Raw genomic sequence first — 25,892 nt, 5'->3', positions numbered from 1 at the left:
CCGCCGAGCTGTGCGAAGAGGTCAGCGGCGCTCACGGTATCGCCCTCACATATGGCGAGGCTCCCGTCGGTCCCTGCATCGGGAGAGGGGTAAATATTAATAGTCTGTACTACATCTACAAAATTGCCAGAGGTGTCAGTTATTCTATATGTACGAGTGATAATTTCAGGATTGAATCCACCATCTGACACATCGCTGATGTGGACCACGGTGTCCACAGAACAATTATCGTCTTCATCGTCGACAACGGACGGGTCTGGAGCTGGTGCTGTACCACAAACATCTATGGGGTTTGGATTACTTGCCGTTGGGTCGGTAAAGTCCCCAAAACCAATGGAGAACACGTCCAAATGTTCTAAATCAACATTATCAAAAAAAGCATCGGTACCTACTATAGCTGTTGCCGTTACATAATCAATAATGCCAGTCGTGAAATTCCCATCTCCATCTCGATCTATCATGAGTTGGATACCACAGGCATCATTGGTTAAGATATCCGAACCTGAAAGGTCTACCCGAACGCTCACCCCTGAAATTGGCAAGACCCCCGGAGAAACTGTTTTTTGAATTTTCCATTCTCGGGAAATTCTCAAAGTAATGTCACCTGAAGCAGGTAGCTCTACGTTAGTTGAATTTAAACTTGCACGATCGTTGGCCCATATCAAATAGTTATGAAGGTACGAGTGCAACGAAGTGCCGGAAAAGGTATTGTGAATTTCGGGTCTACTTAGGTCTAAGTTGTCACCTGAGAAATTTGGGTCTGTAGACATAGTGACCAAGGCATTGTCATTTACGCTTTTAGCAATACGTTGATGTAGGTTATATCGTAAATCTGGGTAAACACCAGTGTTATCCCGGTATCTATCCCTGGCCAATCCTGCTATGTCAAACCGATATACAGGATCTATAGCGGGATCCCAGATTACGGTTCCATCTGCAGCGAGGTATTGGTATCCTTGATTCCCAAAGGTGCTTCCCAATGAAGTTGTATTGAGGGTAATGCCATATTTTATGGACAAATAGCTTTCTGCACGTTGTACGGAGTTAACATCGAGTGCTCCATCCGCGATCAAAACTTCTGCTATGCTGCCTGTTAGATTACTATCGGAATCGCCACCACCACTATTAAAGTGTTTTCCAAGGCGGCTGAATAAATAAAGGTCATTTTCTGCAAGGCTATGATTTCGTATTTCTAAGATATCTTGGAGCCCATTTACCCTTGTTGCCAGAACTTCTTGTTGGCTCCCAATGGGTTCTACAACATCTCTAATGAACACACCAACGGTTGGACGATCGATAAGATCTATGCCGCCACTTTGAAAAAAGGAACCCCCGTTCCAGGTCCTGCCCACTGAAAATCGATTCCCATTTGAAACTCCCAGTGAAAGATTGGTGGTAGAACTATGATAGGCCTCTATATCCCCTCCATAGAGCAACCTTTGGGTCTTTGCGGTATTCCCCGAACCCTGGGCCTTGAAGACAATAAAAACAGTTATCTCTTCTCTGGAGACAGGGCGCGTATGTAAGGCTTCGCCGTTACCGCTTCCATCAAATTCGAGAGCGGGATTAAAATTCAGACTATTTCTTCGCAAAGTGGGTATGCCCGGCACCGAACCAGCGGGATGTAGATAAGTAGGAAGCCCGAAGGAATGTTGAAAGCCAGGATCAATGAGCGCATTCCATGGATTGGGATAATGTGTCGGGTCAGCGGGATGTTGGACCGCATTTTGATTAGAACTGGGTCCACCATCAACAAAATCGTACCAAGTGGTTACGGGAGTTCCATCTGCCGGGGCATATGGGGTGTATTGATAGAATTGGCCAGGGGGCAATGGGGCCGTGTTAACGGCCCTATCCGCAGTGTACCAGGTATCTACTTCAATCTGTGCAAATGCTGTTTGTGCCATGAGGACAAACAGGATAATGGGTACGTATTGGTGAAACCGGTCAAATTCTTTGACTGAAAAGGATTTTTCAGTTTTTGGTCTATTGGGCAAAAAATGTAAAGATTTAATCATGTCGGTCAAGTTTATTGTGATTTCTTGGAGGTTAGGGGCAAGAAATAGATTTGGTATAATAAAGTAAAGGATAAGTTGTTGAACCCAAGTTCATTGATCAACGAACAGCCTGTTTCAATTGATGGATGGGGTAAATGAATTCATGGTTGTACAATTTCAATTCATTTGATTCTATGGATACTTATTATTATTAACAGTATTATTCTTCTAAATCAAAGTGTATTTTAGTTATAAAAGTTCAAACACTTTATAATAAAAAACCACCAAGAAAATATCTTGGTGGTCAAACCATCATTTCGCATTAAGAATTTAAGAGAACACCAAACATTTCTATTCTTAATGAATCGTTAGATATGAATTGGATGGTTATTTAAATATACTTATAGGGAGATGTTTTCAATTTTAGTTTATCCATTACTACCAAGGAACCAATATGAAATTCCTTGGCGTAATGGAAACCTCAACTAAACTAAACACTTTTATGATCAACAGTTCAAAAAGTGTACTTGCATAATTTTGCGTTAAAACATACTAATAATTAAACCAAACTCTATTTTAACGCTCATTTGCAATACAAACGTAGTGTATCTTGAGTTTCAAAAAAGGGCCAATCTTATGAATGCCTTGTTTCGTTTAACGGATGCCTATTATGAACTGACGGTTCGGTCAAAGGCTGGGATTTTAATTCCCAATATTTAGAAAAGTGTGAACTTTTGTATAATGTTCTTGCATGTGATTTTTATAGGGCAAATCATTATCAAATAAAAGCAAACCTCTTTATAGTATTAATTGGCTCCAGTTTTTTACATTTAACGTGTATCAACAAGACTATGAATAAAGTCGAGTAAGTAGAATAGGAAAATTACTTACCTTAAACTTTACATGAAGAATACAGCAGAATGATATTGCCAAAAACTATACTACATTATTGGTTTACAATTTTTGTCTTTTTCAGCTTAACTATATCCTTATACAGTCAGAATTTACTTCCACCAGTTTATAATTACAACATTCTTGATTACCAAGGGGGGAGTAAAAACTGGGATTTAACGGTAAATTCTAAGGGAGAGCTCTTTGTCGCTAACAATAAGGGAATGCTTTACTTTAATGGTGAGCGATGGACACTCAACAAATTACCGAATAGTACAATTATACGCTCTGTACTGTCCGTAGGCGAACGTATTTACACAGGATCGTATGAGGAATTTGGTTTTTGGAAAAAAAAGAAGGGAATCTTAGAATATACTTCTTTGACACATTTAATAAAGGACCACTTATTCACAAGTGAAGAATTTTGGGAGATTCTCTCGGTCGATGACACCATTTTTTTTAGGTCCTTTTCATCAATTTACATTTATAAAAATGATACAATAACGGTTATAGAACCTAGCGAGGTCATTTCGGATTTTATTTGGTATGATGACAGAATGATTGTTGCCAGTAGTACAAGTGGCCTTTTTGAACTACAAGATGATGCTTTGGTTCCTCTAGAAAACCAGGAGAAATTATTAAATAGGACAGTCACTGATATTGCAGTTGTTGACGGAAAACTAATTGTAGGAACCAAATTGAATGGTTGTTATTTTTTTGAAAATGACGAGTTGATTTCCTGGAACGAAGATTTGAACGAGGAGCTCAAAAAGCATCAGTTGAACAAAATCCTAAAACTCGATAACGGTAAAATTGCCTTTGGAACCATAAAAAATGGAGTTTATCTATATGACTTTCAGACAAAAGAATCAAGGGTTCTAAACAAAGCTTCCGGTCTTCAAAACAATACATTGCTTTCCATGTTTCAATATGAAGACCAATTATGGCTTGGGCTCGACAATGGTCTTGGAAGGGTAAAACTTAATAGTCCTATTACATATTACACAGATAACTCAGGAGCGTTAGGTACTGTCTATGATGTTAAAATCTTTGAGGATAAACTCTACTTGGGCAGCAATACGGGCGTATTCTATTTTGACGATCATGACTTGAGGTTTATCAATGGAACCCAAGGTCATGTTTGGGATCTGGAAACAATAGATGATAATTTAGTATGCGGTCATAATACGGGAACATTTAAAATTCAGAATGGTAATACGGAAAAGATTTCCAACATCTCCGGAGGGTATGAAATTATAAAAATTCCCGAGCGAAGCACGTCCTACATTCAAGGAACTTATAATGGACTGGCTAAATATGAACGACTGGAAGATAGGTCCTGGGAGATTACCAAAGTAGAAGGAATAGGTTTTCCAATAAAGCAACTATGTTTTGAATCTCCAACTACAGTATGGGCCGTACATCCTTACAAAGGCTTTTATCGTGTTCACTTGAATGAAGATTACAAGAGCGTTTTGAAGATAGAGCAGTTTGACGGTATTGATATACCTACGAACTACAATATCAAAGTTTACAAAATTAAAAACCAAATTACGCTAAACATTGGGGGCATATGGCATAAATATGATCCTATTTTGGGAGAAATTGTGCTGTTCAAAGAATTTCAACAGTTCAATGGGAACGATATTTTAAATTTTGATGACAGTCATTTTTGGTTTGTGGCCAATGAAGAAATGAAGGAAATCATGTATACCGATTTAAAGTCGGATAGCTTGGTGATAACCGATTTGAACCTCAGAAAACGATTGGTGCCCGACTCTCACAATATTGTTAGGATAAATGATTCCATTTCATTTATTGTGTTAAGTGATGGATTTGCCAAAATCAATACCAAAAAACTTCGAAAACAATTGGATTCAAATAAGCTTCCTATCCCTGAGTTGAATTCTTTGAAAGGGGAAAGCATCCGTATTCCAATAATGGACCAGTATGCGTTTCAACTGTCTTTCAAGAACTCAAGACTATTGGAAGTGGAATTTTCCACGCCAAAATTGATTCAGCCCAGATATTTTTATGAGTTGAGAGGACCTCAAAATTATTCTGGATATGTGGAAGATGGTTCCATAAGTTTTCAAAATTTAGCCTACGGTGATTATGAGTTTAAGGTTTCAACGGTGGGTGTGGACAATACCATATCCTCTCCAAAAACCCTATCGCTTACTATTGATTCTCCGTGGTACTTATCAAGGCTGAGTTTGGGGCTTTATGGACTAGGGATTATACTTTCCATATTTTTTATACGCTGGTACAATCATAGAAAGTTAATGCGAAAGCAAAGGGAGCTAGAAGATAAGATGCAAAAAGAGCAAGAAGAAAAGCTTGCTGTTTTGGAAAAGGAAAAGTTAGCAAAAGAAATCAAGCTTAAGCAAAATGAATTGGCAAGCACTACCTTGAATATCGCCAAGAAAAATGAGATGCTTTTAGAATTGAAAGATATGTTGTTGGTGGATAAGGATAAATTTGCAAACACGCAACGGTATCGAAATTTTATAAGAAAGCTCAATAGTTCCGTCAAGGATACAGAAGATTGGAAGAGGTTTGAAGTAAGTTTTAAAGAATTACATAATGACTTTTTTGAACGGTTGCTTTCCGCCTATCCAAAACTAACCCCCAAGGATCTCAAATTATGTGCATATCTTAAAATGAACCTGTCCACAAAAGAGATTGCTCCTTTAATGGCCATAACGGTTAGGGGAGTGGAAATACACCGCTATCGCCTCAGAAAAAAGCTACAGATTGATGGCTCTGAAAATCTATCCAATTTTTTGATCACCTTTTAATTAGTACCATAAAGATCACGTTTTTTTGAAAAACCATATTTTCTTCAATACATCAACACTACATCAAACTGTTAATTATTTTATCATTTTACTTTGATAGAACTACAACTTTCCCCGTGAAATATGCCTTTTCAAACGTTTTCGTAAATGATGTAGTTGTTATGTATACAGAATAAAATAAGAGGCAAAGCTATTTTGCTAATTTGGCAATTATCTAACTCAAATTTTAAAGAATTATGAATATGAAAAGCGTATTATTATTAATTTCGTTTTTAATGTTGCCTGTAGTGTTTTTCGCTCAGGATAACATGACAGTATCGGGTACTGTTTTGGATAACACAGGTCAGCCTTTGCCAGGTGCCAATGTTATCGTAAAAGGTACGACAAACGGTGTTCAGACAGATTTCGATGGAAATTACGTCCTAGATGATATTCCAAGTGATGGCGTATTGGTATTCAGCTACATTGGATTCAGCTCTCAAGAAGTATCAGTTAGCGGTCAATCTACAATTAACGTAAGTCTTGAGGAAGACTCACAACTATTAGATGAAGTGGTAGTGGTAGGTTATGGTAGTCAAAAGAGAGCTAGTATTACGGGTGCAGTAGTTTCCGTTAAAGCAGAAGAAATTGCAAAACAGCCGGCTTTGACAGCTGCACAGGCAATTCAAGGTAAGGTTGCAGGTGTCAATATTGTTGCTAATGATGCACCTGGTGCAACACCTACAGTAATTGTTAGGGGTCTTGGCACTGCACAGGCCGGAAGGGAACCGTTTTATGTTGTAGATGGACAGCCTCTACAAGATATTAGAAGTATCAATCCAACGGATATTGAGTCTATAGAATTTCTTAAAGGAGCTTCTTATGCAAACATTTATGGAATTAGGGCTGCAAATGGGGTAATTCTTATTACTACCAAAAAAGGAAAAAAAGGAAAGGTATCGTTCAACTTTGATACGTTCTATGGAATGCGGAGCGTGCTCAATCAGGTAGAAATGGCAAATGGTGCTCAATATACCCAATACTTTAATGAGGAAAGTGCGGCATTGGGTGGTTTTCAGCTACAGTCAAGCCAGCGATATAACACAGATTGGTATGATGAGTTATTACAGACAGGAAGTCTAACAAGCAACAATTTCTCGGTTTCTGGAGCTACGGAATCCGTGGATTATTTCATGAGCTACAATTATTATGAAGAAGAAGGGATACTTCCAGATAATAAATATAGTAGGGGGAGTATAAGAACCAATAATACATTTCGTCTTTTTGACAATAAGGTTCGTATCACACCTAATTTAAACTTAACCTATACGAATGAATCCCCAAAACCTTTTGGGGCATTTAATGGTGCCTACAGACAGTCTCCATTGGTACCGGTTTTCTATGATAACGGCAGGTTTGGTCAGCCTTTTGTAAATCAGGATACAGGTGTTGTAGGTTTTGAGGCAAATGAAGGAGAATCGGTCGGGAGATTGATAAATACAGGAAATCCCGTTGCTCAGGCGTTCTTTAACGATGAAAATATCAATACTACCACCATCCAAGGCCAAATAGCAGCAGAAGTGGATATCACCAAAAATTTAACCGCAACAGGTCGTTTTGGCGCAACGCAGTTTTTTTCTAAAAGAAATGTTTATGAACCTAGAAGAGAGATATGGTTGAATGCAGATCCAAGAAGAACCATAGAGGAATTTGAAGCGGGAAGAGTGCCTGATGATGAGGGGTTTGTTTCCACCGAGTTTGCAAACAATCGCTTTAATGTAAGGGACAGGGAATTTTTTAGATGGAATTTAGAGGGATTTTTAACATATACCGAATCGTTTGGCAAGCATAATTTATCAGCTACAGCGGGGTTGAGCCGAGAGAATTTTGGAGGTAGGGAAGAAGTGACTGTTGAAGCTTTTGATGTTTTTGAAGAACCTAGATTAAGAAGTGTAGGTGATAGAGCATCTTCTCTTTTTGAAAATACTGCGGATCAAGAATTTAATCAATCTACGAACCTTCAGTCTTATTTTGCCAGAGTGGAATATGATTTTGCAGAAAAATATTTTGTTAGAGGAGTGATTAGACGAGATGGTACAAGTGATTTTATTACAGGTGAAAATTTCTTTGACAATTTCCCAGCAGTCAGTGTTGGATGGACTATTAGCGAAGAAAACTTTTTAAAAGATAACAATACATTAGACTTCTTAAAGGTTTTTGCTGGATGGGGGCAATTAGGAAACGCTAATGTACCCATAAATGTTCAGCAAATATTAAGCAATGGTTCAAGTTCAGGGGCAAATACAAATACAAATTATGTTTTTGGACCTACACAAGAATTGATTTTTGGAGCTGCCTTTGGTAGTCCGGTATTTCCGCTGCAATGGGAGGTTACGGAAGAAGTGGAGGCTGGATTGGATTTCGCGCTTTTGGATAGAAAATTATCGGGAACATTTGCCTATTACAATAGAAGAAATACCAATGCTATAATCAATGTACAGAACATATTGAATTCTCAGGCAGAAGGAAATTTTTTAGCTCAGGCCGCAGAAGTTTCGAATACAGGAGTGGAGGTATTGGTAAATTGGAAAGATCAAATAAGTGACGATTTCAGTTATAACGTTAGTGTCAATTTTTCTACAAATAAAAACAGGGTAGAAAATGTTGTTGAAGGATTTGATGGCGAAACTGGAGGTGGACTTGCTAATGGGCAAATAACCAAGAGACTTGAAGATGGACAACCAATTTTTGCATGGTGGTTGTTTGAGGCAGATGGCGTTTGGCAGACACAAGAAGAAATAGATAACAACCCTGCGTTTGGTGACCCTCTGCCAGGACATTTACGTTACAAAGACCAAAACGATGACGGGGTCATCGATGACAGGGATAAAAAATTCTTTGGATCTTACATACCCACATTTAACTATGGAGTAAGCATTGGTGCTAACTACAAACAATTCGACTTTAGTATCGATGGATTTGGTGTAGGCGGTAACAAAATTTACAATGGCCTCGCAAACACCAGACTTGGAGGGGAAAACATAACCTTGGAAACCTTTAATAATCGATGGACAGGGGAAGGCTCAACCAACTCTGCTCCCGGAGCAGAACGTGATGCTTTCGCTTCATCATACTGGTTAGAAGATGGTGATTTTTTCAGAATAAATAACATCACACTGGGATATACCATTCAAGGCCTTGGTTTTTTGAATAGGGCCAGAATATACGTTACTGCCCAAAACCCTTTCATGTTCACTAATTATTCAGGGTTCACTCCAGAAATAAATCGAAATGGAGTGCCTCGGGAAGAGGCAGGTATAGAGCTTTCGGCGTACCCTACAACCCGTACGTTTATCATGGGACTTAATGTACAAATCTAACTTGAAAAAAAACTGATATGAAAACTTATATAAATAACATATGTATTGGCCTTTTTGGAATATTAGGCCTAATCGGCTGCGACGACTTTGTCGAAGAAGTAGAAGTTGTAAGACCTACTGCTGAAGAAAGTGGGGAAGATTTTCAACCTATTCAATTTGTTACAGGAGTATATGGACGACATACCGATTTTGCTTATGCGTTTTCCTTTTTGGGGATTACTGAAATAATTTCAGATAATGCGGATAAGGGAAGTGCCCCTACGGATACGGGAACGGACAAAAATCTTCTTGATGGACTAACCCATAATGTGTCGACACCATCTGTGAGATCTATGTGGACACAGTGGTACAAAACCATTGGGCGAGCTGCGCTTGCAATTGAGTTTACCGAAGAATTCGAACCTATCGATGAGAATTTAAGAACACGATTGATTGCGGAGTGCAAATTCTTAAGAGCGTTGAATTATTTTTGGTTAGTACGTTCTTTCGGTGATATACCATTACAGCACGTCAGCTTAATAGATAGGGCACCAGTATCAGAAGTTTATGCATATATAGAACAGGATCTTACTGAAGCGATTGCTGATTTGCCCTTAAAAAGTGAATATGCTGCTGCAGACCTAGGAAGAGCAACACAAGGTGCCGCACAGGCATTGTTGGCAAAAGTGTATCTCTATCAAGAAAAGTGGCAGGAGGCTGCAGATATGTCCAATACTGTTATTAACTCTGGAGAATACGATCTTGAACCTGACTATGCAACGGTCTGGAGGGCTTCCACGGAAAATGGAATCGAATCTATTTTTGAGCTTCAAGGTAGAGGTGAAATCGTGGCACACGGCATACAGCAATATTCTTCTACTCAAGGTGCCAGGGGTGCTGGTGGTTTTGGTTGGGGATTTAACACCCCCTCTGAAGACCTTTTGAATGCATTTAATGATGAAGGCGATGACATTCGTCGAGATGCTACTATTATTTTTGCTGGGGAGGTTTTATTTGATGGCCGTATAATTGACCCGGCAGTAGAAAACCCAAGATATAATGAAAAAGCATATTCCAGTGCCAATGCAGGTCAGGCTGATGGGGATAAGAATATCCGTATCCTTCGCTTTGCAGAAATTTTATTGATTCGTGCAGAAGCATTGAACGAGCTGGGGCAATCATCGGACGCTTTAACACCTTTAAATAGGGTTAGAAATAGGGTGAGTTTAGCCAATGTTACTACAACTGATCAATCAGCATTGCGCTTGGCAATTTGGAAAGAGCGCAGGTTAGAACTAGCCATGGAGCACGATCGTTGGTACGATCTTTTGCGCCAAGGAAGAGCTGCAGAAGTAATGACCGCACATGGAAAACCTTTTGAAGTAGGAAAACATGAGCTTTATCCCATACCAAACGATCAATTGATACAAACCCCAGAAATGACGCAAAACCCAGGTTGGTAGTATGGGGAACAAATTAGTAGTTAAGTTAGTTTTAGTTTTTTCGGCTGTTGCATCTTTAGTAGCGGGGTGCAATGGCCCGAAAACTAAAAAAAATACCGCTGAAAATACCGCCACAACTGTTTCTTATACGGATAAGGAATTGATGGACAAAGTACAACGGCAAACCTTTGACTATTTCTGGGAAGGTGCCGAACCAATATCGGGACTTGCCCGTGAAAGAATACATTTGGACAATGTATACCCCGAACATGATAAGGATATTGTGACCATAGGTGGATCGGGATTTGGATTGATGGCAATTTTGGTTGGTGTTGAAAGAGGTTTCATTACACGTGAACAAGCTTTGGAACGCTATGAAACAACCATTGATTTTCTCACGAAAGCAGACCGTTTTCATGGAGCTTGGCCACACTGGTTAATACCAACAGGAAAAACAGCACCCTTTAGCAAACATGACGATGGTGGAGATTTAGTGGAAACTGCATTTCTGATTCAGGGATTGTTGACGGTCAAAGAATATTTCAAAGATGGGAACGAAAGGGAAAAACAACTTGTGGAAACGATTCAAAAACTCTGGGAGGAAGTAGAATGGGATTGGTATACCAAAGGTGGCAAGAATGCCCTCTATTGGCATTGGTCCCCAAACCATAAGTGGAAAATGAATTTTAAGGTGATGGGCTATAACGAAGCACTTATCATGTACGTTTTGGCTGCATCGTCCCCCACGCATCCCGTTAGCAAAGAAGTATATACGAAAGGTTGGGCAAGAAACGGGGATATTTCAAATGGTACTACGTATTATGACCTTGATACAGAACTGGACCATTACCCAGGAGGGAATTCTCCCGTGGGACCACTTTTTTGGGCACATTACTCCCATTTGGGATTGAATCCAAAAGGATTAAAAGATCAATTTGGAGATTATTGGAAACTGAACCAGAATCATGCACTTATCCACTACAGGCATAGTGTTGAGAATCCGAATGATTTTAAAGGTTATGGTGAAAAATGTTGGGGACTTACCTCTAGCTACTCCATAAACGGCTATACGGCGCACAGACCGGACAAGGATATTAGCGTGATTTCACCCACCGCGGCACTTTCATCCATGCCGTATACTCCAAAAGAAAGTCTGCGCTTTTTACGGTTTATGTACGAAGAACAGGACTCCCTTATTGGAAAATATGGTCCGTACGATGCATTCAGTTTAGAAGAAGATTGGTATGTGCCACGCTATTTGGCCATAGACCAAGGTCCGATTCCCGTTATGATCGAAAATCATAGGACTGGACTTCTTTGGAAGCTGTTTATGCAAAACCAAGATGTGCGGAAAGGTTTAGAAAAGCTTGGGTTTACATCATCAAACTAAATCAATACAACAAATAAAGAATTTGTTCAGACTGGAAGCAAAACAAAGTATACTCAGAAATGGTAAAAAAGCTATATATACTGTGCGCTCTTTTCATACTTTGTGGATGTTCCAGTAATGATGAAACTGATGAGGTAAGTACGATTGACCATCCTACCGAGCCTGTTGATCCCGTAACCGAGCCAGAACCAGAACCTATCCCAGATAAAGAACTTATGGATTTGGTGCAAGAACTAACTTTCAAATACTTCTGGGATTTTGCGGATGCTGATTCTGGTGCAGCAAGGGAACGTTACCACCCTTCGGAACCTGGTTTGGGAGAAGGCACAGTTGCTATTGGTGGAACTGGTTTTGGATTGATGTCCATTCTGGTGGGAATAGAAAGAAATCTGATCAGTAGGGAAGAAGGACTTCAACGTTTAGAACAAATAGTAGCTTTTTTGGAAACTTCGGATAGGTTTCATGGTGCATGGCCGCATTGGTTAAGTGGAAGTACCGGAAAAGTCATTCCCTTTAGTCCGTTGGATGATGGGGGAGATTTGGTGGAAACAGCATTTTTGGCCCAAGGGTTTATTTGCATAAAAGAGTATTTCAAAAACGGAAACGAAGAGGAGGTATTATTGGCACAAAAAGCAGATGCACTTTGGAAAGGAGTGGAATGGAACTGGTATACCCAAGGCCAAAATACCTTGTATTGGCATTGGAGTCCCCAAAACGAATTTGCCATCAATTTACAACTAAAGGGATATAATGAAACCTTGATTACTTATATCCTTGCCGCTGCATCTCCAGATTATAGCATTGCAAAGGAAGTCTATGACAATGGGTGGGCATCGAATGGAGGTATGGTCTCATCCAATGTTCAATATGACATACCAATTTTAGTAAACCATCCTGGCTCCCCACAATTTGGAGGTCCCCTTTTCTGGGCGCACTATTCCTATTTGGGATTGAACCCGAATGGCCTCTCCGATGCATATGCCGATTATGGAGCCGTAAACGTAAACCACTCCAGGATTAATTATCAATACTGTGTTGAGAACCCTTTGGGATATCGTGATTATGGACCAGATACTTGGGGACTTACTGCCAGCTATACCAGGAATAATGATGGAAGTATTGGATATACCGCACATAGTCCTGCTAATGATCAAGGGGTAATTTCTCCTACCGCGGCCATAAGTTCTATCCCTTACACACCTGAAGAATCCCTCAGGGCCATGCAAACATTCTATAGGTTGAAAGATATGCTTTTGGGACCGGCGGGATTTTACGATGCTTATAGTCCGCAACACAATTATTGGGTTGCCGAAGCGTATTTGGCCATTGATCAAGGACCTCAGATAATCATGATTGAAAACTATAGAACAGGTCTTTTATGGAATCTGTTTATGCAAAACGAAGACGTTCAAAAGGGTTTGGATAAACTTGGTTTTACGTATTGATTAACGCTTTAAAATGGTAAGGTTTTTGATGAAAAAAAGTAAGATATGAAACACACATTCCTAAAATTGAAACAAACTACATCGACAATATTTTTACTCTTAATATCTGTTGGGTCTTTTGGACAGGAAACAACTAAAACCTATTGTAATCCCATAAATCTGGATTACACCTACATGATCTACAATGCCCATAAAGATTTGTCCTATCGCTCTGGGGCCGATCCTGCAGTGGTGCGCTTTAAGGATGAATATTACATGTTTGTTACACGGTCCATGGGATATTGGCATTCAGAAGATATGGATGAATGGGAGTTTATCCGGCCTAAGCAATGGTATTTTCAAGGTTCCAACGCACCTGCGGCCCATAACTATAAGGATTCGGTGCTATATATGGCAGGAAACCCATCAGGTTCCATGAGTGTTTTATACTCGGAAAACCCTAAAAGTGGCGAATGGAAAGCTACGCCTGCTATTTTACATCGTTTACAAGATCCGGCACTTTTTATCGATGACGACGACCAAGGCTATATCTACTGGGGATCATCAAACAAATTTCCGATTCGAGCAGAAAAACTCGATAAAAACAAAAAATTTCGCCCTTCCAATGAAATTCATGAGCTCTTTAATTTAGAGCCAGAAAAACACGGTTGGGAACGTTTTGGTGAAAACCACCGGGATACCATTTTGAGTGGTTACATAGAAGGTCCATGGATGAACAAGTTCAATGACAAATACTATTTGCAGTATGGTGCTCCTGGTACAGAATTCGATGTGTATGGAGATGGTGTTTATATTGGCGATTCTCCTTTAGGTCCTTTTGAATATGCCCCGAATAACCCTTTTTCATATAAACCAGGAGGGTTCATCAATGGTGCTGGTCATGGTAGTACAGTAACTGGGCCCGATGACCAATTGTGGCATTTTTCCTCAATGGCGGTGAATGTGAACGTGGGTTGGGAAAGACGTATAGGAATGTTTCCCACCTATCTTGATGCTGATGGACTCCTGTATTCCAATACCCGTTTTGGCGATTATCCGCACTATGCTCCATCAACAAAGGATAAAAAGGGCAAGTTTACAGGATGGATGGTGCTTTCGTATAAAAAACCTGTAAAAGCATCTTCCCAATCCGAAGAATATCCAGCCAGTCATCTAGTGGATGAAAACGTAAAAACGTTTTGGTTGGCAGAAAACACAAACGACACCCAATGGGTTGAAATCGATTTGGGAAGACTTATGGAAATCCGTGCGGTACAAATAAATTATAATGATTATAAATCGGACATGTATGGTAAAATTCCAGGCTTGTACCATCAGTATACCGTTGAAGCTTCAGGTAATGGAAAGGAATGGAAAACCATTGTAGATCAAAGCCAAAATAAAAGAGACGTTCCCAATGATTATGTAGCCCTCAATAACCCGGAAAAAGCAAGATACATACGCTATCAAAATATCCATGTGCCTACACCTCATCTATCCATTTCGGACATACGTGTTTTTGGAAATGGATTTGGCAAAGCTCCCAAATCGGTAAAAAAGCTAGTCGTTGAACGTCATGATAAAAGAAGAGGCGCGCTGGTTACTTGGGATGCGGTCAAGGGAGCTCAAGGTTACAATGTTTTATGGGGTATTGCTCCCGATAAATTATACAGTTCTTGGTTGGTCTACGATAAAACAGATCTAGAAATAAAATCATTGAACACGGATCAAAAATATTACTTCTCGGTAGAAGCCTTCAACGAAAATGGCGTTTCCGAACAATCAAAAATCGAAATAATAGAATAATAATCGAATACATATGAAATATCAAAGACCTACTTATATTTTACGCATCTTCATCTTCCTTATTGGTGTAATAGCTATACAAGCTCAGGAACGTACCCCTCAGATTGAAGCACTTTTAGAGAAAATGACCCTGGAAGAGAAAATAGGACAATTGAATTTATTGACCCCAGGCGGGGGTGTTGCTACCGGTTCCGTGGTGAGCAAGAATGTAGAGAAAAAAATAAAAGCGGGGCAGGTGGGTGGCCTATTCGGGGTTTCAGGTCCAGAAAGCGTACGGACAGCCCAAGAACTTGCTGTTAACAATACCCGTTTAAAAATACCATTGCTTTTTGGTTCCGATGTTATCCATGGCTACAAAACTACCTTTCCAATTCCGTTGGGACTTTCAAGCAGTTGGGATATGGATTTGATAGCAAAAGTGGCACGTATTTCAGCTACCGAAGCTACCGCAGATGGTATCAATTGGAATTTTTCACCCATGGTCGACATTGCGAGAGATCCTCGTTGGGGCCGTATAGCCGAAGGAGCGGGAGAAGACCCATTTCTAGGTGCTGCCATTGCCAAAACTATGGTGGAGGGATACCAAGGCGAAGATATTATGGCCCCTAATACCATGTTGGCCTGTGTAAAACATTTTGCCCTTTACGGTGCTTCCGAAGCGGGACGCGACTACCATACCGTGGATATGAGCCGGACCAGAATGTTCAACCAATACCTTCCTCCTTATAAAGCTGCTATAGATGCTGGTGTAGGAACGGTCATGAGTTCTTTTAACGATGTGGATGGCGTGCCCGCTACGGGAAACAAATGGTTGCTCACCGATTTGCTTCGTGACCGTTGGGGTTTTGATGGAATGGTCGTTTCCGATTATACCTCCTTAAATGAAATGATTGCCCATGGTCTTGGTGATTTGCAAGCAGTATCGGCTTTGGCATTAAAGGCGGGACTGGATATGGATATGGTGGGAGAAGGGTTTTTGACCACATTGAAAAAATCATATGACGAAGGAAAAGTAACCGAAATGGAAATCACAAACGCTTGTCGACGTGTTTTGGAAGCTAAATACAAACTGGGATTGTTCGATGATCCCTATCGTTACCTTGATAAAAAAAGACCGAAGAAGGATATTTTGACCCCTGAAAACAGGAAATCGGCAAGGGAAATTGCTGCACGTTCCTTTGTGCTCTTTAAAAATCATAATCAGGTATTGCCTTTAAAAAAGGATGTGAAAATAGCATTAGTAGGACCTTTAGCAGATAGCCGAAACAATATGCTGGGTACATGGGCACCTACGGGGGACACAAGATTGGCGGTAACCATTTTAGAGGGTTTTAAAAATGTTGTGCCCAATGCTACTATAACATACGCCAAAGGAGCCAATATTTCGGATGACCCTGAATTAGCAAAAAAGGTGAATGTCTTTGGCCTCAGAATTGTAATTGATAAAAAATCTCCTGATAAATTATTGCAAGAAGCGATGCAAGCTACTGCCAATGCGGATGTTGTCGTTGCTGTTGTTGGTGAAGCAACAGAAATGAGTGGTGAAGCAGCAAGTAGAACGGATATTTCCATTCCTGAAAGTCAGAAAAAATTGATCAGGGAATTGGTTGCTACTGGGAAACCGGTCGTATTGGTCTTGATGAGCGGAAGACCATTGACCATTCCAGAAGAGTTCAATATGCCCGTTTCCATTTTGCAGGTATGGCATCCGGGTGTAGAAGCTGGGAATGCTGTTGCTGATGTGGTTTTTGGGAATTACAATCCTTCAGGAAAACTAACCGCAACCTGGCCCAGAAATGTGGGGCAAATACCTATTTATCACAGTGTAAAAAATACAGGGAGACCTCCGCTAAAAGATGAATTTCAAAAGTTCAAATCGAACTATTTGGACGTGGAGAATACCCCATTACTTCCGTTTGGTTATGGACTTAGCTATACCTTATTCAAGTACTCGGATTTGGTTTTGGATAAAACTAAAATTGGTCAGGGAGAATCCGTACAAGCGACCGTTACATTGACCAATACTGGTGATTACGACGGTGAGGAAGTGGTGCAGCTATATCTTAGGGACGTAGTACGTAGCATCACACCGCCAATGAGGGAATTAAAAGGATTCAATAAAGTTTTTCTGAAGAAAGGTGAAAGTAAAAAGGTAACGATAGCCTTGTCCCCTGATGATTTAAAGTTCTATAACAGCGACTTGGAATTTATTTTGGAACCTGGAGATTTTGAAGTTTTTGTGGGAACGGATTCCAATGCATCGCTCAAAACATCCTTCACGTTAAAATAGGATATTCATGAAATTTAGAATTATAGCCGCTTTCATAGTACTGTTCAGTTTTGTATCCGCGACGGCACAAACACGTTATGTGGATGCTATTTTTTCTAAAATAGAGACGACCACCCATACCTATTCAGACACGTTGCAACTAGATGTTTACGCTTCAAAAAAGGATGATATCGAAAATAGACCTTTGATTTTACTGGTACACGGAGGAGGGTTTAGCAGTGGAAAGCGCGACAATCCACTGGAAAAAAAGTTCTGCACAGCGATGGCGGAAAAAGGTTATGTAGTTGCTTCGATGAGCTATCGACTTTTGAGAAAGAACAAAGGTTTTGGATGTATGGTTCCTGCCCAAGAAAAAATAGAGACTTTTTTGGCAGCTACAGAAGATATTTTAAAAGCCACCGATTTTTTACTTAAAAACGCTTCGGATTTAAAGGTAGACCCAAATACTATCATCTTGGCTGGGAGCAGTGCGGGAGCCGAAGCGGTGTTGAATACGGTTTTTATGAAAAATCAATATCAGTTTAAAAAATTGCCATATGGAGAAATAAGTTTTTCTGGGGTCATTTCCTTTTCTGGAGCTGTTGTGGATGCAACATATATCACAAAGGAGACGGCGATTCCGTCCCTATTTTTCCATGGCACAAAAGATAAGCTTGTTCCTTATGCCACGGCACCACATCATTATTGCGATATAGAAAAACCAGGCTATCTACTACTTGACGGTCCAGAAAGTATGGCTGAAAAGCTGAAGGATTTAAATACTTCATACCTATTGGCAGTTGACCCTGTTGGTAATCATGATTGGGCGAATTTGGCCTATGCTTATGCTGATATGATAGCTGAATTTGTTGAAAAAACAATTATTAGAGGAGAAATGCTTCAATCAAAAATAGAAATTGGAAGAAACCAATGAGAAAGTGCGACAGATTAGTATTGGTAGTGATATTCTCATTGTTTGTAGTGGGGTGCAAAAACAAAGCAACGGAGGAAGAAATAGCGGACGAACCTCCAAACATTCTGTTCATCATGTCGGATGATCATGCGCTTCAGGCAATTAGTGCTTACGGTCATGAACTGAGTCAGTTGGCACCTACCCCAAACATTGACAGAATTGCTAAAAACGGAGCTATTTTCAGAAATAATTTTTGTACCAATTCCATTTGCGGGCCTAGCCGAGCCGTAATATTGACCGGAAAGCACAATCACATAAATGGTTTTCGACAAAATGGTGAGCGTTTTGATGGAAGTCAACCAACCTTGCCCAAGATGTTGAAAAAGGCGGGATATGAAACTGCAATTACAGGGAAATGGCACTTACACGGTAGTCCCGAAGGGTTTGACTATGCTAAAATATTGGTTGATCAAGGAAATTACTACAATCCAGATTTTATAGAAAATGGAGATACCACCCGAATAGAAGGTTATACAACGGATATTATAACCGACGATGCGTTGGATTGGTTGCGGCATAAACGAACAGACAGCCTACCTTTCTTTTTGATGGTTCACCATAAAGCCCCTCATAGAAATTGGATGCCCGCCTTACGACATGCCAATAAGTATGATTCCGTACAATTTCCGTTACCAGATACCTATTTCCCAGATTTTGAGAACCAACAAGCTGCCAAAGAACAACAACAGACCATTTATAAGGACATGTACGAAGGCCATGACCTAAAAATGACATTGGAACATGGAAGTGCCGAATTGGCGCATAACCCATGGACGACCGATTTTGAGCGTATGTCACAAGAACAGCGTAAGCAATGGGATGAGGCCTATCTGCCAAAAAACAATGCCTTCCACAAGGCTGATTTGAAGGGGAAAGAACTGGCCGAATGGAAGGGGCAACGCTATCTCCAGGATTATTTGGCGACTATCGCAGCTGTGGATGAGGGTATAGGTAGGATTTTGGATTATCTGGAAGACAACGGGCTCGATAAAAATACGTTGGTGGTCTACACCTCGGACCAAGGGTTCTATCTGGGTGAAAAGGGATGGTTCGATAAGCGTTTTATGTACGAAGAATCTATGGGAATGCCATTGGTGATGCAATTACCCGGTAGAATCAAACCGGGCACCGAAGTTGAGGCGCTTACCCAAAACCTGGATTTTGCCCAGACCTTTTTGGATTTTGCCAATGCCTCTGAATTTGCCAGCGAAATGCAAGGGGAATCCTTCAAAGGATTGTTGGATGGTAGTATGAAAGAAGGAGATTTTAGGGATGTGGTCTATTATCACTATTACGATTATCCTGCTTTTCATATGGTAAAAAAACAGTATGGTATCCGCACCAAGCGTTACAAACTCATACACTTTTATGATGATATCGATTCTTGGGAGTTTTATGATCTGGAAAAAGACCCACAAGAATTGATTAACTTAATTGACAAAGAATCCTATTCAGGGGTAATTGATGCTATGCATAAAAAGCTGGATAGCGTTCAAAAATATTATAAGGTTACGGAGAAAGAATTCGAAAAGGCTCCCAAGGAAAAAGTGGATAGGGCCTATGAAGCATTTGAAAGATTACGCGGCAAAACAAAATGATGAAAATAACAATCTTTTTTAACCTGCTATTAATTTCGCAAATTGTCCTTGGTCAACAATTGGACGTGCTGACCTACAATATACGATATGATAATCCAAGGGATAGCATAAACGGTTGGGACCAGAGAAAAGATTTTCTTATCTCACAGCTTAACTTTTATGCGCCTGATGTCTTTGGAACCCAAGAAGGGCTCATCCATCAGCTAAAGGATATTGAGAACGGACTGGATGATTATGCTTTTACAGGAGTAGGACGTGACCAAGGTGACGACAAAGGAGAGTTTTGTGCAATTTTCTATGATAAAGATAGACTGGAGCTTTTAGAAAACAACACTTTTTGGCTTTCTACAACTCCTGAAAAGCCATCGAAAGGTTGGGATGCTGCGATCAAGCGTATTTGTACCTACGGGAAATTTAAAAGTAAGGAAAACGGAAAGGAGTTTTTTGTATTCAATACACATTTTGACCATGTTGGAACCAAGGCGCGGGAAGAAAGTGCTGCATTAATTCTGAAGCAAATAAAAGCGCGGAATACAGAACAACTCCCAGCTATCTTGATGGGAGACTTTAATTTGGAAACTGCCAGTGTAGGCGTACAGCTTATTTTGGAAGAGTTGCAGGATGCCCATATAGCTGCTGGAAAAAATGCCCATGGACCTGAAGGCACATTTAACGGATTTGATTTTACAAAACCTGTTACGCGCAGAATAGATTTCATTTTTACGGATACCCATAATTTTGAGGTAATAAAAAGCGCTATTCTAAGCGATTCAAAGGATTGCAAGTATCCTTCAGACCATTTACCTGTTTATGCCAGCTTGTTGGTGAAGTAGTTTGGATAAGGAATGGTATAAACATAATCTTTAATTCAGGAAAAATTGAAGGCCCAGAAATTAGAAAAAAGAAAAATATTGCTTTTTAAGATTGCAGCAATACTTTTAGTGTTTTTGCTGCTTTTTCTGGTTGAGGTTGCACTGCGGGTCGTCAACTATGGAACCGATTATCCATTGTTTGTCCAAGCAAAGGGCAATCCTGAATTTTTGGTAATGAATCCCAATATTTCAAAAAAGTATTTCGGTAACAGAGAAGATGCAACTTCTGGATATTATGAATTGCTCAAAAAAGAAAAAGACAGTGGAACTACTCGAATCTTTGTTTTGGGTGCTTCCACTGCGGTAGGCTATCCTTACCAAAAAAACGTATCGTTTCATCGCTGGTTACAATATGCGCTCAACACAACCTATTTAGAGGAAGAGGTTGAGGTCATCAACCTCTCTTTGACCGCTGTAAATTCATATACCTTGTTGGACTTTACAAAGCAGCTTATCGATTATGAACCTGATGCGGTTTTGATTTATGCAGGTCATAACGAGTACTATGGAGCTTTGGGTGTTGGTTCGGTAAATTCGATTTCTAGGCGACCTTGGATGGTGAATATGGCACTAAACCTGAAAAAATATCGATTGGTACAATTGGCAGAAACAGGTTTAAGTAGTATTGGAAACCTCTTTAATAAAAAAGCCGAAGAAAGGGAGACACTAATGGCAAAGATGGTCGCCGATAGGCAGATTGCGTTTGGCTCGGAACGATTCCATGAAGGAGTTCATCAATTTAGTTCCAATCTCCAAAGTATGGCAGTTATATTGGAAGAGCAGAGCATCCCCGTTTTTATTTCTACCATTTTCAGTAATGAGAAAGATTTGGTTCCGTTTGTGAGCGATAGCATCAATATTGAAAAATCTGCAAAGCATCAATATGAACTTGGTATAAAAGCTTATGAAACCTCAGATTTTTTGAAAGCTAAAAATCACTTTTCATTGGCCAAAGAATATGATATGCTCCGCTTTAGGGCTCCAGATACGATAAATACGATTATAAAGGAATTGGCAAGCAGACATCAAAATTTTTACTTGGTAGATGCGGAAAAAAAGTTTCAAGATGCATCCAAGAATGGTATTGTCGGAAACAATTTATTGCTGGAACATGTGCATCCCAACCTTGATGGATACGCATTGTTGGGTCATACATTTTATGCTTCGCTAGTTGATAAAGCATTGTTCGGGACAAAGCCAGAGCGCATTCTAAAATTGGATGAATTAAAAGAGCAAATGCCGGTTACAACCGTAGATTCTTTGGCAGGTTATTATGAAACAATTCAGCTGAAAGAAGGTTGGCCCTTCTTTGAAGAGCTTCCCTCAATAAATAGGGATGAGATGAGTGTGCCTGAAAAGCTGGGAGGAAAGCTCGCGATAGGAACATTAAGTTGGGATGAGACCATGTCAGAATTATATAACTATTATGGACGCTTGGGAAATAAAGCAGGGCAACTAAAAGTTTCAGAGAATCTTGCTTTGGAGTATCCGTTGAAGGAACGCTTTCATACGCAAACCGCAATACTGGCATTACAGTTAGGTGCATTGGATAAGGCTAAACACTATTTTAAAAAAGCTTTTTCATTAAATAGAACGGTAGCGATGGCCCACAAAATAGTGGTAACTTTAGTTGAGGGAAATGCCTTTGAAGCGACAATCCCGTATCTTGAGTATTTATGGAAAAAAGAACCTGATAATAAGCAGGTGACCCAATTATCCGAAGCCATTAATTTGATTATTGTCTTCAGAAAAAACGAAGGTGAAATGAAAAGTGAAATGGCTGTTGATGTAGCCAGGAGTTATTTGACTTTAGGGAAAAGAGGCGAAGCTGCAAAAGTTTTGAAAAAAGTCCTTGAAGAAGAGAAGTTGAATGAAGAAGCGAGAGCACTATATGAAAAGATAAGCTAGAGTATGTATGGAAACCGTGAAAGAGTTTTGGTTATTTCTTAGAACACGCAAAAAGTACTGGTTGATTCCCTTGCTGATTGTACTTCTTTTTATCAGTATCGTAGTGGTATTGACTGCAAGTTCAGCATTGGCACCGTTCATTTATTCCCTGTTTTAATAATGGATCCGATATCTAAAAGACAATGTGTGGAAATCGGTATTTTAGCTTCGATACTATTCTTAGCGTTGTTTTTGTTTTATCGTGATGAAACAACATTCATCTGGATTTCCTTGGGTCTTTTATTTCTGAACCTTCTAGTTCCTATTGTTTTTTACCCATTTGCTTATCTGTGGTTCGGTCTGGCGAAACTATTGGGATTCGTTTCCACCAAAATTTTATTGACGCTGGCATTTGTTCTTATATTGATACCTGTAGGGCTTTTACGAAGATGGTTGGGAAAGGATAACCTTTACTTGAAACAGTTTAAGAAAAACTCAAAATCGGTATTCATCAAAAGAGAACATTTATATAACCCACAAGACTTGAAAAATACCTTTTAATGGCTACTGTTATCTTAGGTATTTCCGCATACTTTCATGACAGTGCCGCAGCAATTCTAATCGATGGTAAAATTGTAGCTGCTGCACAAGAAGAACGATTTACAAGAATCAAAGGCGATGCCTCTTTTCCTGTCAATGCAATAGCTTATGTGCTGGAAGAAGCAGGCCTTCATAAAGGTGAACCGCTCATGGTCGCTTTTTATGAAAAACCCTTGTTGCGGTTTGAACGGCTGTTGGAAACGTACCATGCCTTTGCCCCAAGCGGACTACCGAGCTTCTTAAAAGCTATGCCTTTATGGCTAAAAGGCAAACTTTTCATTAAGAAAGCCATTAGAAATCACTTTAAGGAATTGGGTTTTCCAAAAGTGACATTGCATTTTACAGAACATCATTTATCGCATGCTGCAAGTGCTTTTTTTCCAAGCCCATTTTCAAAAGCTACGATACTTACCATAGATGGTGTAGGCGAATGGGCAACCGCAACTGTGGGCAAGGGGGAGAACAATACGATTAAGGTTTTGCGCGAACAACACTTTCCGCACTCTTTGGGATTGTTGTACTCGGCGTTCACCTACTATTTGGGTTTTAAGGTGAATAGGGGAGAGTACAAAGTCATGGGACTGGCTTCTTATGGTAATCTCGAAAGTTTAGAAACACAGGAGTATATTACCAAAATAAAATCAGATTTGGTGGACATAAGAAAGGATGGCTCCCTATTGCTGAACATGCCATACTTTAAGTTTGCTACCCATTTGACAATGACGAATGATGCTAAGTGGTTGAATCTGTTTTCCCTTCCAAGAAGGAATGCTGAAGATGATTTGAATCAATCACATGCCAATTTCGCTTTCGCGGTTCAACATGTTTTGGAGGAACTTGTTCTAAAAATGGCCAATTCGGCCATAGCACTTACAGGTTGTCCAAATTTGGTTATTGCTGGTGGCGTAGGATTAAATTCAGTGTCGAATGGGAAACTATTGGATAATCCAAATATTGAAAATCTTTGGATACAACCAGCTGCAGGTGATGCTGGTGGGGCTTTGGGCGCAGCATTTTCGGTTTGGCATATCGTTGAGAATAAGAAAAGAGAAGTAAAGTTGCCAGATAGCATGCATGGCGCTTTTCTAGGACCTGCTTTTACGACAAGCCATATCATTAACGTTGCTCAAAAAATTAAAAAGGTCGCCTATAAATGTTTTGAAAGTGAAGATGAACTAATCACCAAAACGGTCAATGCTTTGATCGAGGGAAAGATAGTAGGATGGTTTCAAGGTAGGATGGAATTTGGACCCAGGGCACTAGGTAACCGAAGTATACTAGCTGACCCGAGAAATCCTAATATGCAAAAACGCATCAATGAGAAAATAAAGTTTAGGGAAAGCTTCAGGCCATTTGCTCCCTGTGTCTTGGAAGAAGATGTACATGAATATTTTGATTTGAAAATTCCGTCGCCCTATATGCTTTTGGTACGAAAAGTTAGATTTGAAAGATGTAAGAATGAAGTAAACGAATCAACTACTTTAATGGAAAGACTTTCCCAAACGCGTTCTGATATTCCTGCGGTTACCCATGTTGATTATTCAGCTAGAATACAGACAATATCCAAAGCTACTAACTCAAAATTTTGGAGACTTTTAAAGGCATTCAAGCAAAAAACAGGTTATGGACTTTTGATCAATACGAGTTTCAACGTAAAAGACGAACCCATCGTTTGCAATCCACATGATGCGCTACATTGTTTTCAAGAGACAGAAATGGACATTTTGATTATGGAAGATGTAGTCTTTTCTAAAAGTGGAGGTTAAAAAAGCCCGATAAGGGTTTTGATAAACAAAATCACCATCACGATTCCAAAAATAATACGCAATAATCCTGCTGAGGTTCGTTGTGCTACTTTCACACCGAATGGAGCTGCTATAAATACGCCGACTAAAATAGGTATTGATATGCTTAAAGAAATATAGCCAAATTGATAGGGCAAACTATTTTTTAGCGTATTTGAAGGGTCAATACTCAAATAACTTGTGCTTACGCCCACGGCCAAAAGCATTACGACACCAATTGATATAGAAGCCGCTTTTCTGATGGAAATGCCAAAAATATCCGTCAGGGCAGGAATCAAAACGATGCCACCACCAAAACCAGAAAGTGCAGATGTAATACCTGTTAAGGCACCCAAGCTGGCGTAACCAATTTTGCTTTTTTGCATGCCCTGCTGTTTTTTGGAACTATGTTCTGATTGTTTAAAGAACAAAAACCGTATGGCCACCAATAAAACCAAGACAAGAAACAAAGAATCAAAATATACCTTTTGATACCATGACGTGGATTTTAAAAATTCTGAAACAAGATAGCCTGCAATGACCGCCAGTATACCAATAAGGAATACTTCCTTTACATGAAAGTTGTTCATCCGGTAATGTTTCAGGCTTACTGCAAAACCATTAAAAACAGTAATGAACAATGAATGTGCGATGATATATTTTACCAATTCTGGCCCCTCTATTCCAAATGAAACCAAAACCAAATCAAGTGCGGGTATCAAAATGATATTCCCACCTGTACCCATAAGCCCCGAGTAGAATCCGTTGGCCAGACCTATAAAAAAAAGAACCAATACTAAGGATAGGGTCAAAGGTTGTG

General features: G+C 39.8%; 16 protein-coding genes. 14 read left to right on the top strand and 2 right to left on the bottom strand.

The features are described from left to right. A partial coding sequence (locus tag KIM67_RS01625) for a hypothetical protein (RefSeq protein WP_213829625.1) occupies nucleotides 1-2,018 on the bottom strand: 2,018 nt, incomplete at its 3' end. Nucleotides 2,019-2,917: 899 nt separating this feature from the next. Here KIM67_RS01625 and KIM67_RS01620 point away from each other — a divergent pair. The 14 genes from KIM67_RS01620 (at nucleotide 2,918) to KIM67_RS01555 (ending at nucleotide 25,054) form a co-directional block, all read left to right on the top strand. After that, nucleotides 2,918-5,689, top strand: a complete 2,772-nt coding sequence (locus KIM67_RS01620) for a Two component regulator three Y domain-containing protein (RefSeq protein ID WP_250149112.1) — start codon at nucleotides 2,918-2,920, stop codon at nucleotides 5,687-5,689. A 242-nt stretch (nucleotides 5,690-5,931) separates the two neighbouring features. Then, complete coding sequence (locus KIM67_RS01615) at nucleotides 5,932-9,048, top strand: TonB-dependent receptor (protein ID WP_250149111.1); 3,117 nt, start codon at nucleotides 5,932-5,934, stop codon at nucleotides 9,046-9,048. Between the two features lie 17 nt (nucleotides 9,049-9,065). Continuing rightward, the gene (locus KIM67_RS01610) at nucleotides 9,066-10,490 is read left to right on the top strand and encodes a RagB/SusD family nutrient uptake outer membrane protein (protein ID WP_213829623.1); all 1,425 of its coding nucleotides are present in this window, start codon (nucleotides 9,066-9,068) and stop codon (nucleotides 10,488-10,490) included. Nucleotide 10,491: 1 nt separating this feature from the next. Then, complete coding sequence (locus KIM67_RS01605) at nucleotides 10,492-11,859, top strand: glucoamylase family protein (protein WP_213829622.1); 1,368 nt, start codon at nucleotides 10,492-10,494, stop codon at nucleotides 11,857-11,859. A gap of 59 nt (nucleotides 11,860-11,918) precedes the next feature. Next, nucleotides 11,919-13,304 (top strand): glucoamylase family protein, encoded by a 1,386-nt coding sequence (locus KIM67_RS01600; RefSeq protein ID WP_213829621.1) that lies wholly within the window; start codon nucleotides 11,919-11,921, stop codon nucleotides 13,302-13,304. Nucleotides 13,305-13,349: 45 nt separating this feature from the next. Further along, nucleotides 13,350-15,089 carry a family 43 glycosylhydrolase gene (locus tag KIM67_RS01595; RefSeq protein WP_213829620.1) on the top strand — a complete coding sequence of 580 codons (1,740 nt, stop codon included), beginning with the start codon at nucleotides 13,350-13,352 and terminating at the stop codon, nucleotides 15,087-15,089. 13 nt (nucleotides 15,090-15,102) lie between these two features. Further along, entirely contained in the window at nucleotides 15,103-17,379 is a 2,277-nt protein-coding gene (bglX, locus tag KIM67_RS01590; protein WP_213829619.1) for a beta-glucosidase BglX, read from the top strand. A gap of 7 nt (nucleotides 17,380-17,386) precedes the next feature. Further along, the gene (locus tag KIM67_RS01585) at nucleotides 17,387-18,292 is read left to right on the top strand and encodes an alpha/beta hydrolase (RefSeq protein ID WP_213829618.1); all 906 of its coding nucleotides are present in this window, start codon (nucleotides 17,387-17,389) and stop codon (nucleotides 18,290-18,292) included. After that, nucleotides 18,289-19,929: a sulfatase gene (locus KIM67_RS01580; RefSeq protein ID WP_213829617.1), complete on the top strand. Its 1,641-nt coding sequence runs from the start codon at nucleotides 18,289-18,291 to the stop codon at nucleotides 19,927-19,929. Before KIM67_RS01585 ends, KIM67_RS01580 begins: the two co-directional genes overlap by 4 nt. Next, the gene (locus KIM67_RS01575) at nucleotides 19,926-20,762 is read left to right on the top strand and encodes an endonuclease/exonuclease/phosphatase family protein (RefSeq protein ID WP_313788417.1); all 837 of its coding nucleotides are present in this window, start codon (nucleotides 19,926-19,928) and stop codon (nucleotides 20,760-20,762) included. Before KIM67_RS01580 ends, KIM67_RS01575 begins: the two co-directional genes overlap by 4 nt. Nucleotides 20,763-20,807: 45 nt before the next feature. Then, nucleotides 20,808-22,709, top strand: a complete 1,902-nt coding sequence (locus KIM67_RS01570; RefSeq protein ID WP_213829616.1) for a hypothetical protein — start codon at nucleotides 20,808-20,810, stop codon at nucleotides 22,707-22,709. Between the two features lie 7 nt (nucleotides 22,710-22,716). Further along, a complete protein-coding gene (locus KIM67_RS01565; RefSeq protein ID WP_163416741.1) occupies nucleotides 22,717-22,866 on the top strand; it encodes a DUF5989 family protein in 150 nt (49 codons plus the stop codon). Between the two features lie 2 nt (nucleotides 22,867-22,868). Beyond that, nucleotides 22,869-23,249: an SxtJ family membrane protein gene (locus KIM67_RS01560; RefSeq protein WP_213829615.1), complete on the top strand. Its 381-nt coding sequence runs from the start codon at nucleotides 22,869-22,871 to the stop codon at nucleotides 23,247-23,249. Then, nucleotides 23,249-25,054, top strand: coding sequence for a carbamoyltransferase N-terminal domain-containing protein (locus tag KIM67_RS01555; RefSeq protein ID WP_213829614.1), 1,806 nt, complete (start codon nucleotides 23,249-23,251; stop codon nucleotides 25,052-25,054). Before KIM67_RS01560 ends, KIM67_RS01555 begins: the two co-directional genes overlap by 1 nt. On the opposite strand, the gene KIM67_RS01550 is transcribed toward KIM67_RS01555, so the two are convergent. Continuing rightward, the gene (locus KIM67_RS01550) at nucleotides 25,051-25,884 is read right to left on the bottom strand and encodes a sulfite exporter TauE/SafE family protein (protein ID WP_213829613.1); all 834 of its coding nucleotides are present in this window, start codon (nucleotides 25,882-25,884) and stop codon (nucleotides 25,051-25,053) included. The two genes, KIM67_RS01555 and KIM67_RS01550, sit on opposite strands and share 4 nt — an antisense overlap. Nucleotides 25,885-25,892 lie beyond the last annotated feature (8 nt).

It is taken from the genome of Flagellimonas sp. 389 (assembly GCF_018449435.1).
GTDB lineage: Bacteria > Bacteroidota > Bacteroidia > Flavobacteriales > Flavobacteriaceae > Flagellimonas.
This window is presented reverse-complemented; position numbering and strand designations above follow the sequence as displayed.

What these genes read in the sequence shown, in the direction of transcription:
- KIM67_RS01620 (WP_250149112.1), top strand. Translation starts at nt 2,918, where the DNA reads ATGATATTGCCAAAAACTATACTACATTATTGGTTTACAATTTTTGTC.
- KIM67_RS01585 (WP_213829618.1), top strand. Translation starts at nt 17,387, where the DNA reads ATGAAATTTAGAATTATAGCCGCTTTCATAGTACTGTTCAGTTTTGTA.
- KIM67_RS01575 (WP_313788417.1), top strand. Translation starts at nt 19,926, where the DNA reads ATGATGAAAATAACAATCTTTTTTAACCTGCTATTAATTTCGCAAATT.
- KIM67_RS01600 (WP_213829621.1), top strand. Translation starts at nt 11,919, where the DNA reads ATGGTAAAAAAGCTATATATACTGTGCGCTCTTTTCATACTTTGTGGA.
- KIM67_RS01565 (WP_163416741.1), top strand. Translation starts at nt 22,717, where the DNA reads ATGGAAACCGTGAAAGAGTTTTGGTTATTTCTTAGAACACGCAAAAAG.
- KIM67_RS01555 (WP_213829614.1), top strand. Translation starts at nt 23,249, where the DNA reads ATGGCTACTGTTATCTTAGGTATTTCCGCATACTTTCATGACAGTGCC.
- KIM67_RS01595 (WP_213829620.1), top strand. Translation starts at nt 13,350, where the DNA reads ATGAAACACACATTCCTAAAATTGAAACAAACTACATCGACAATATTT.
- KIM67_RS01560 (WP_213829615.1), top strand. Translation starts at nt 22,869, where the DNA reads ATGGATCCGATATCTAAAAGACAATGTGTGGAAATCGGTATTTTAGCT.
- KIM67_RS01580 (WP_213829617.1), top strand. Translation starts at nt 18,289, where the DNA reads ATGAGAAAGTGCGACAGATTAGTATTGGTAGTGATATTCTCATTGTTT.
- KIM67_RS01610 (WP_213829623.1), top strand. Translation starts at nt 9,066, where the DNA reads ATGAAAACTTATATAAATAACATATGTATTGGCCTTTTTGGAATATTA.
- KIM67_RS01615 (WP_250149111.1), top strand. Translation starts at nt 5,932, where the DNA reads ATGAAAAGCGTATTATTATTAATTTCGTTTTTAATGTTGCCTGTAGTG.
- bglX (WP_213829619.1), top strand. Translation starts at nt 15,103, where the DNA reads ATGAAATATCAAAGACCTACTTATATTTTACGCATCTTCATCTTCCTT.
- KIM67_RS01605 (WP_213829622.1), top strand. Translation starts at nt 10,492, where the DNA reads ATGGGGAACAAATTAGTAGTTAAGTTAGTTTTAGTTTTTTCGGCTGTT.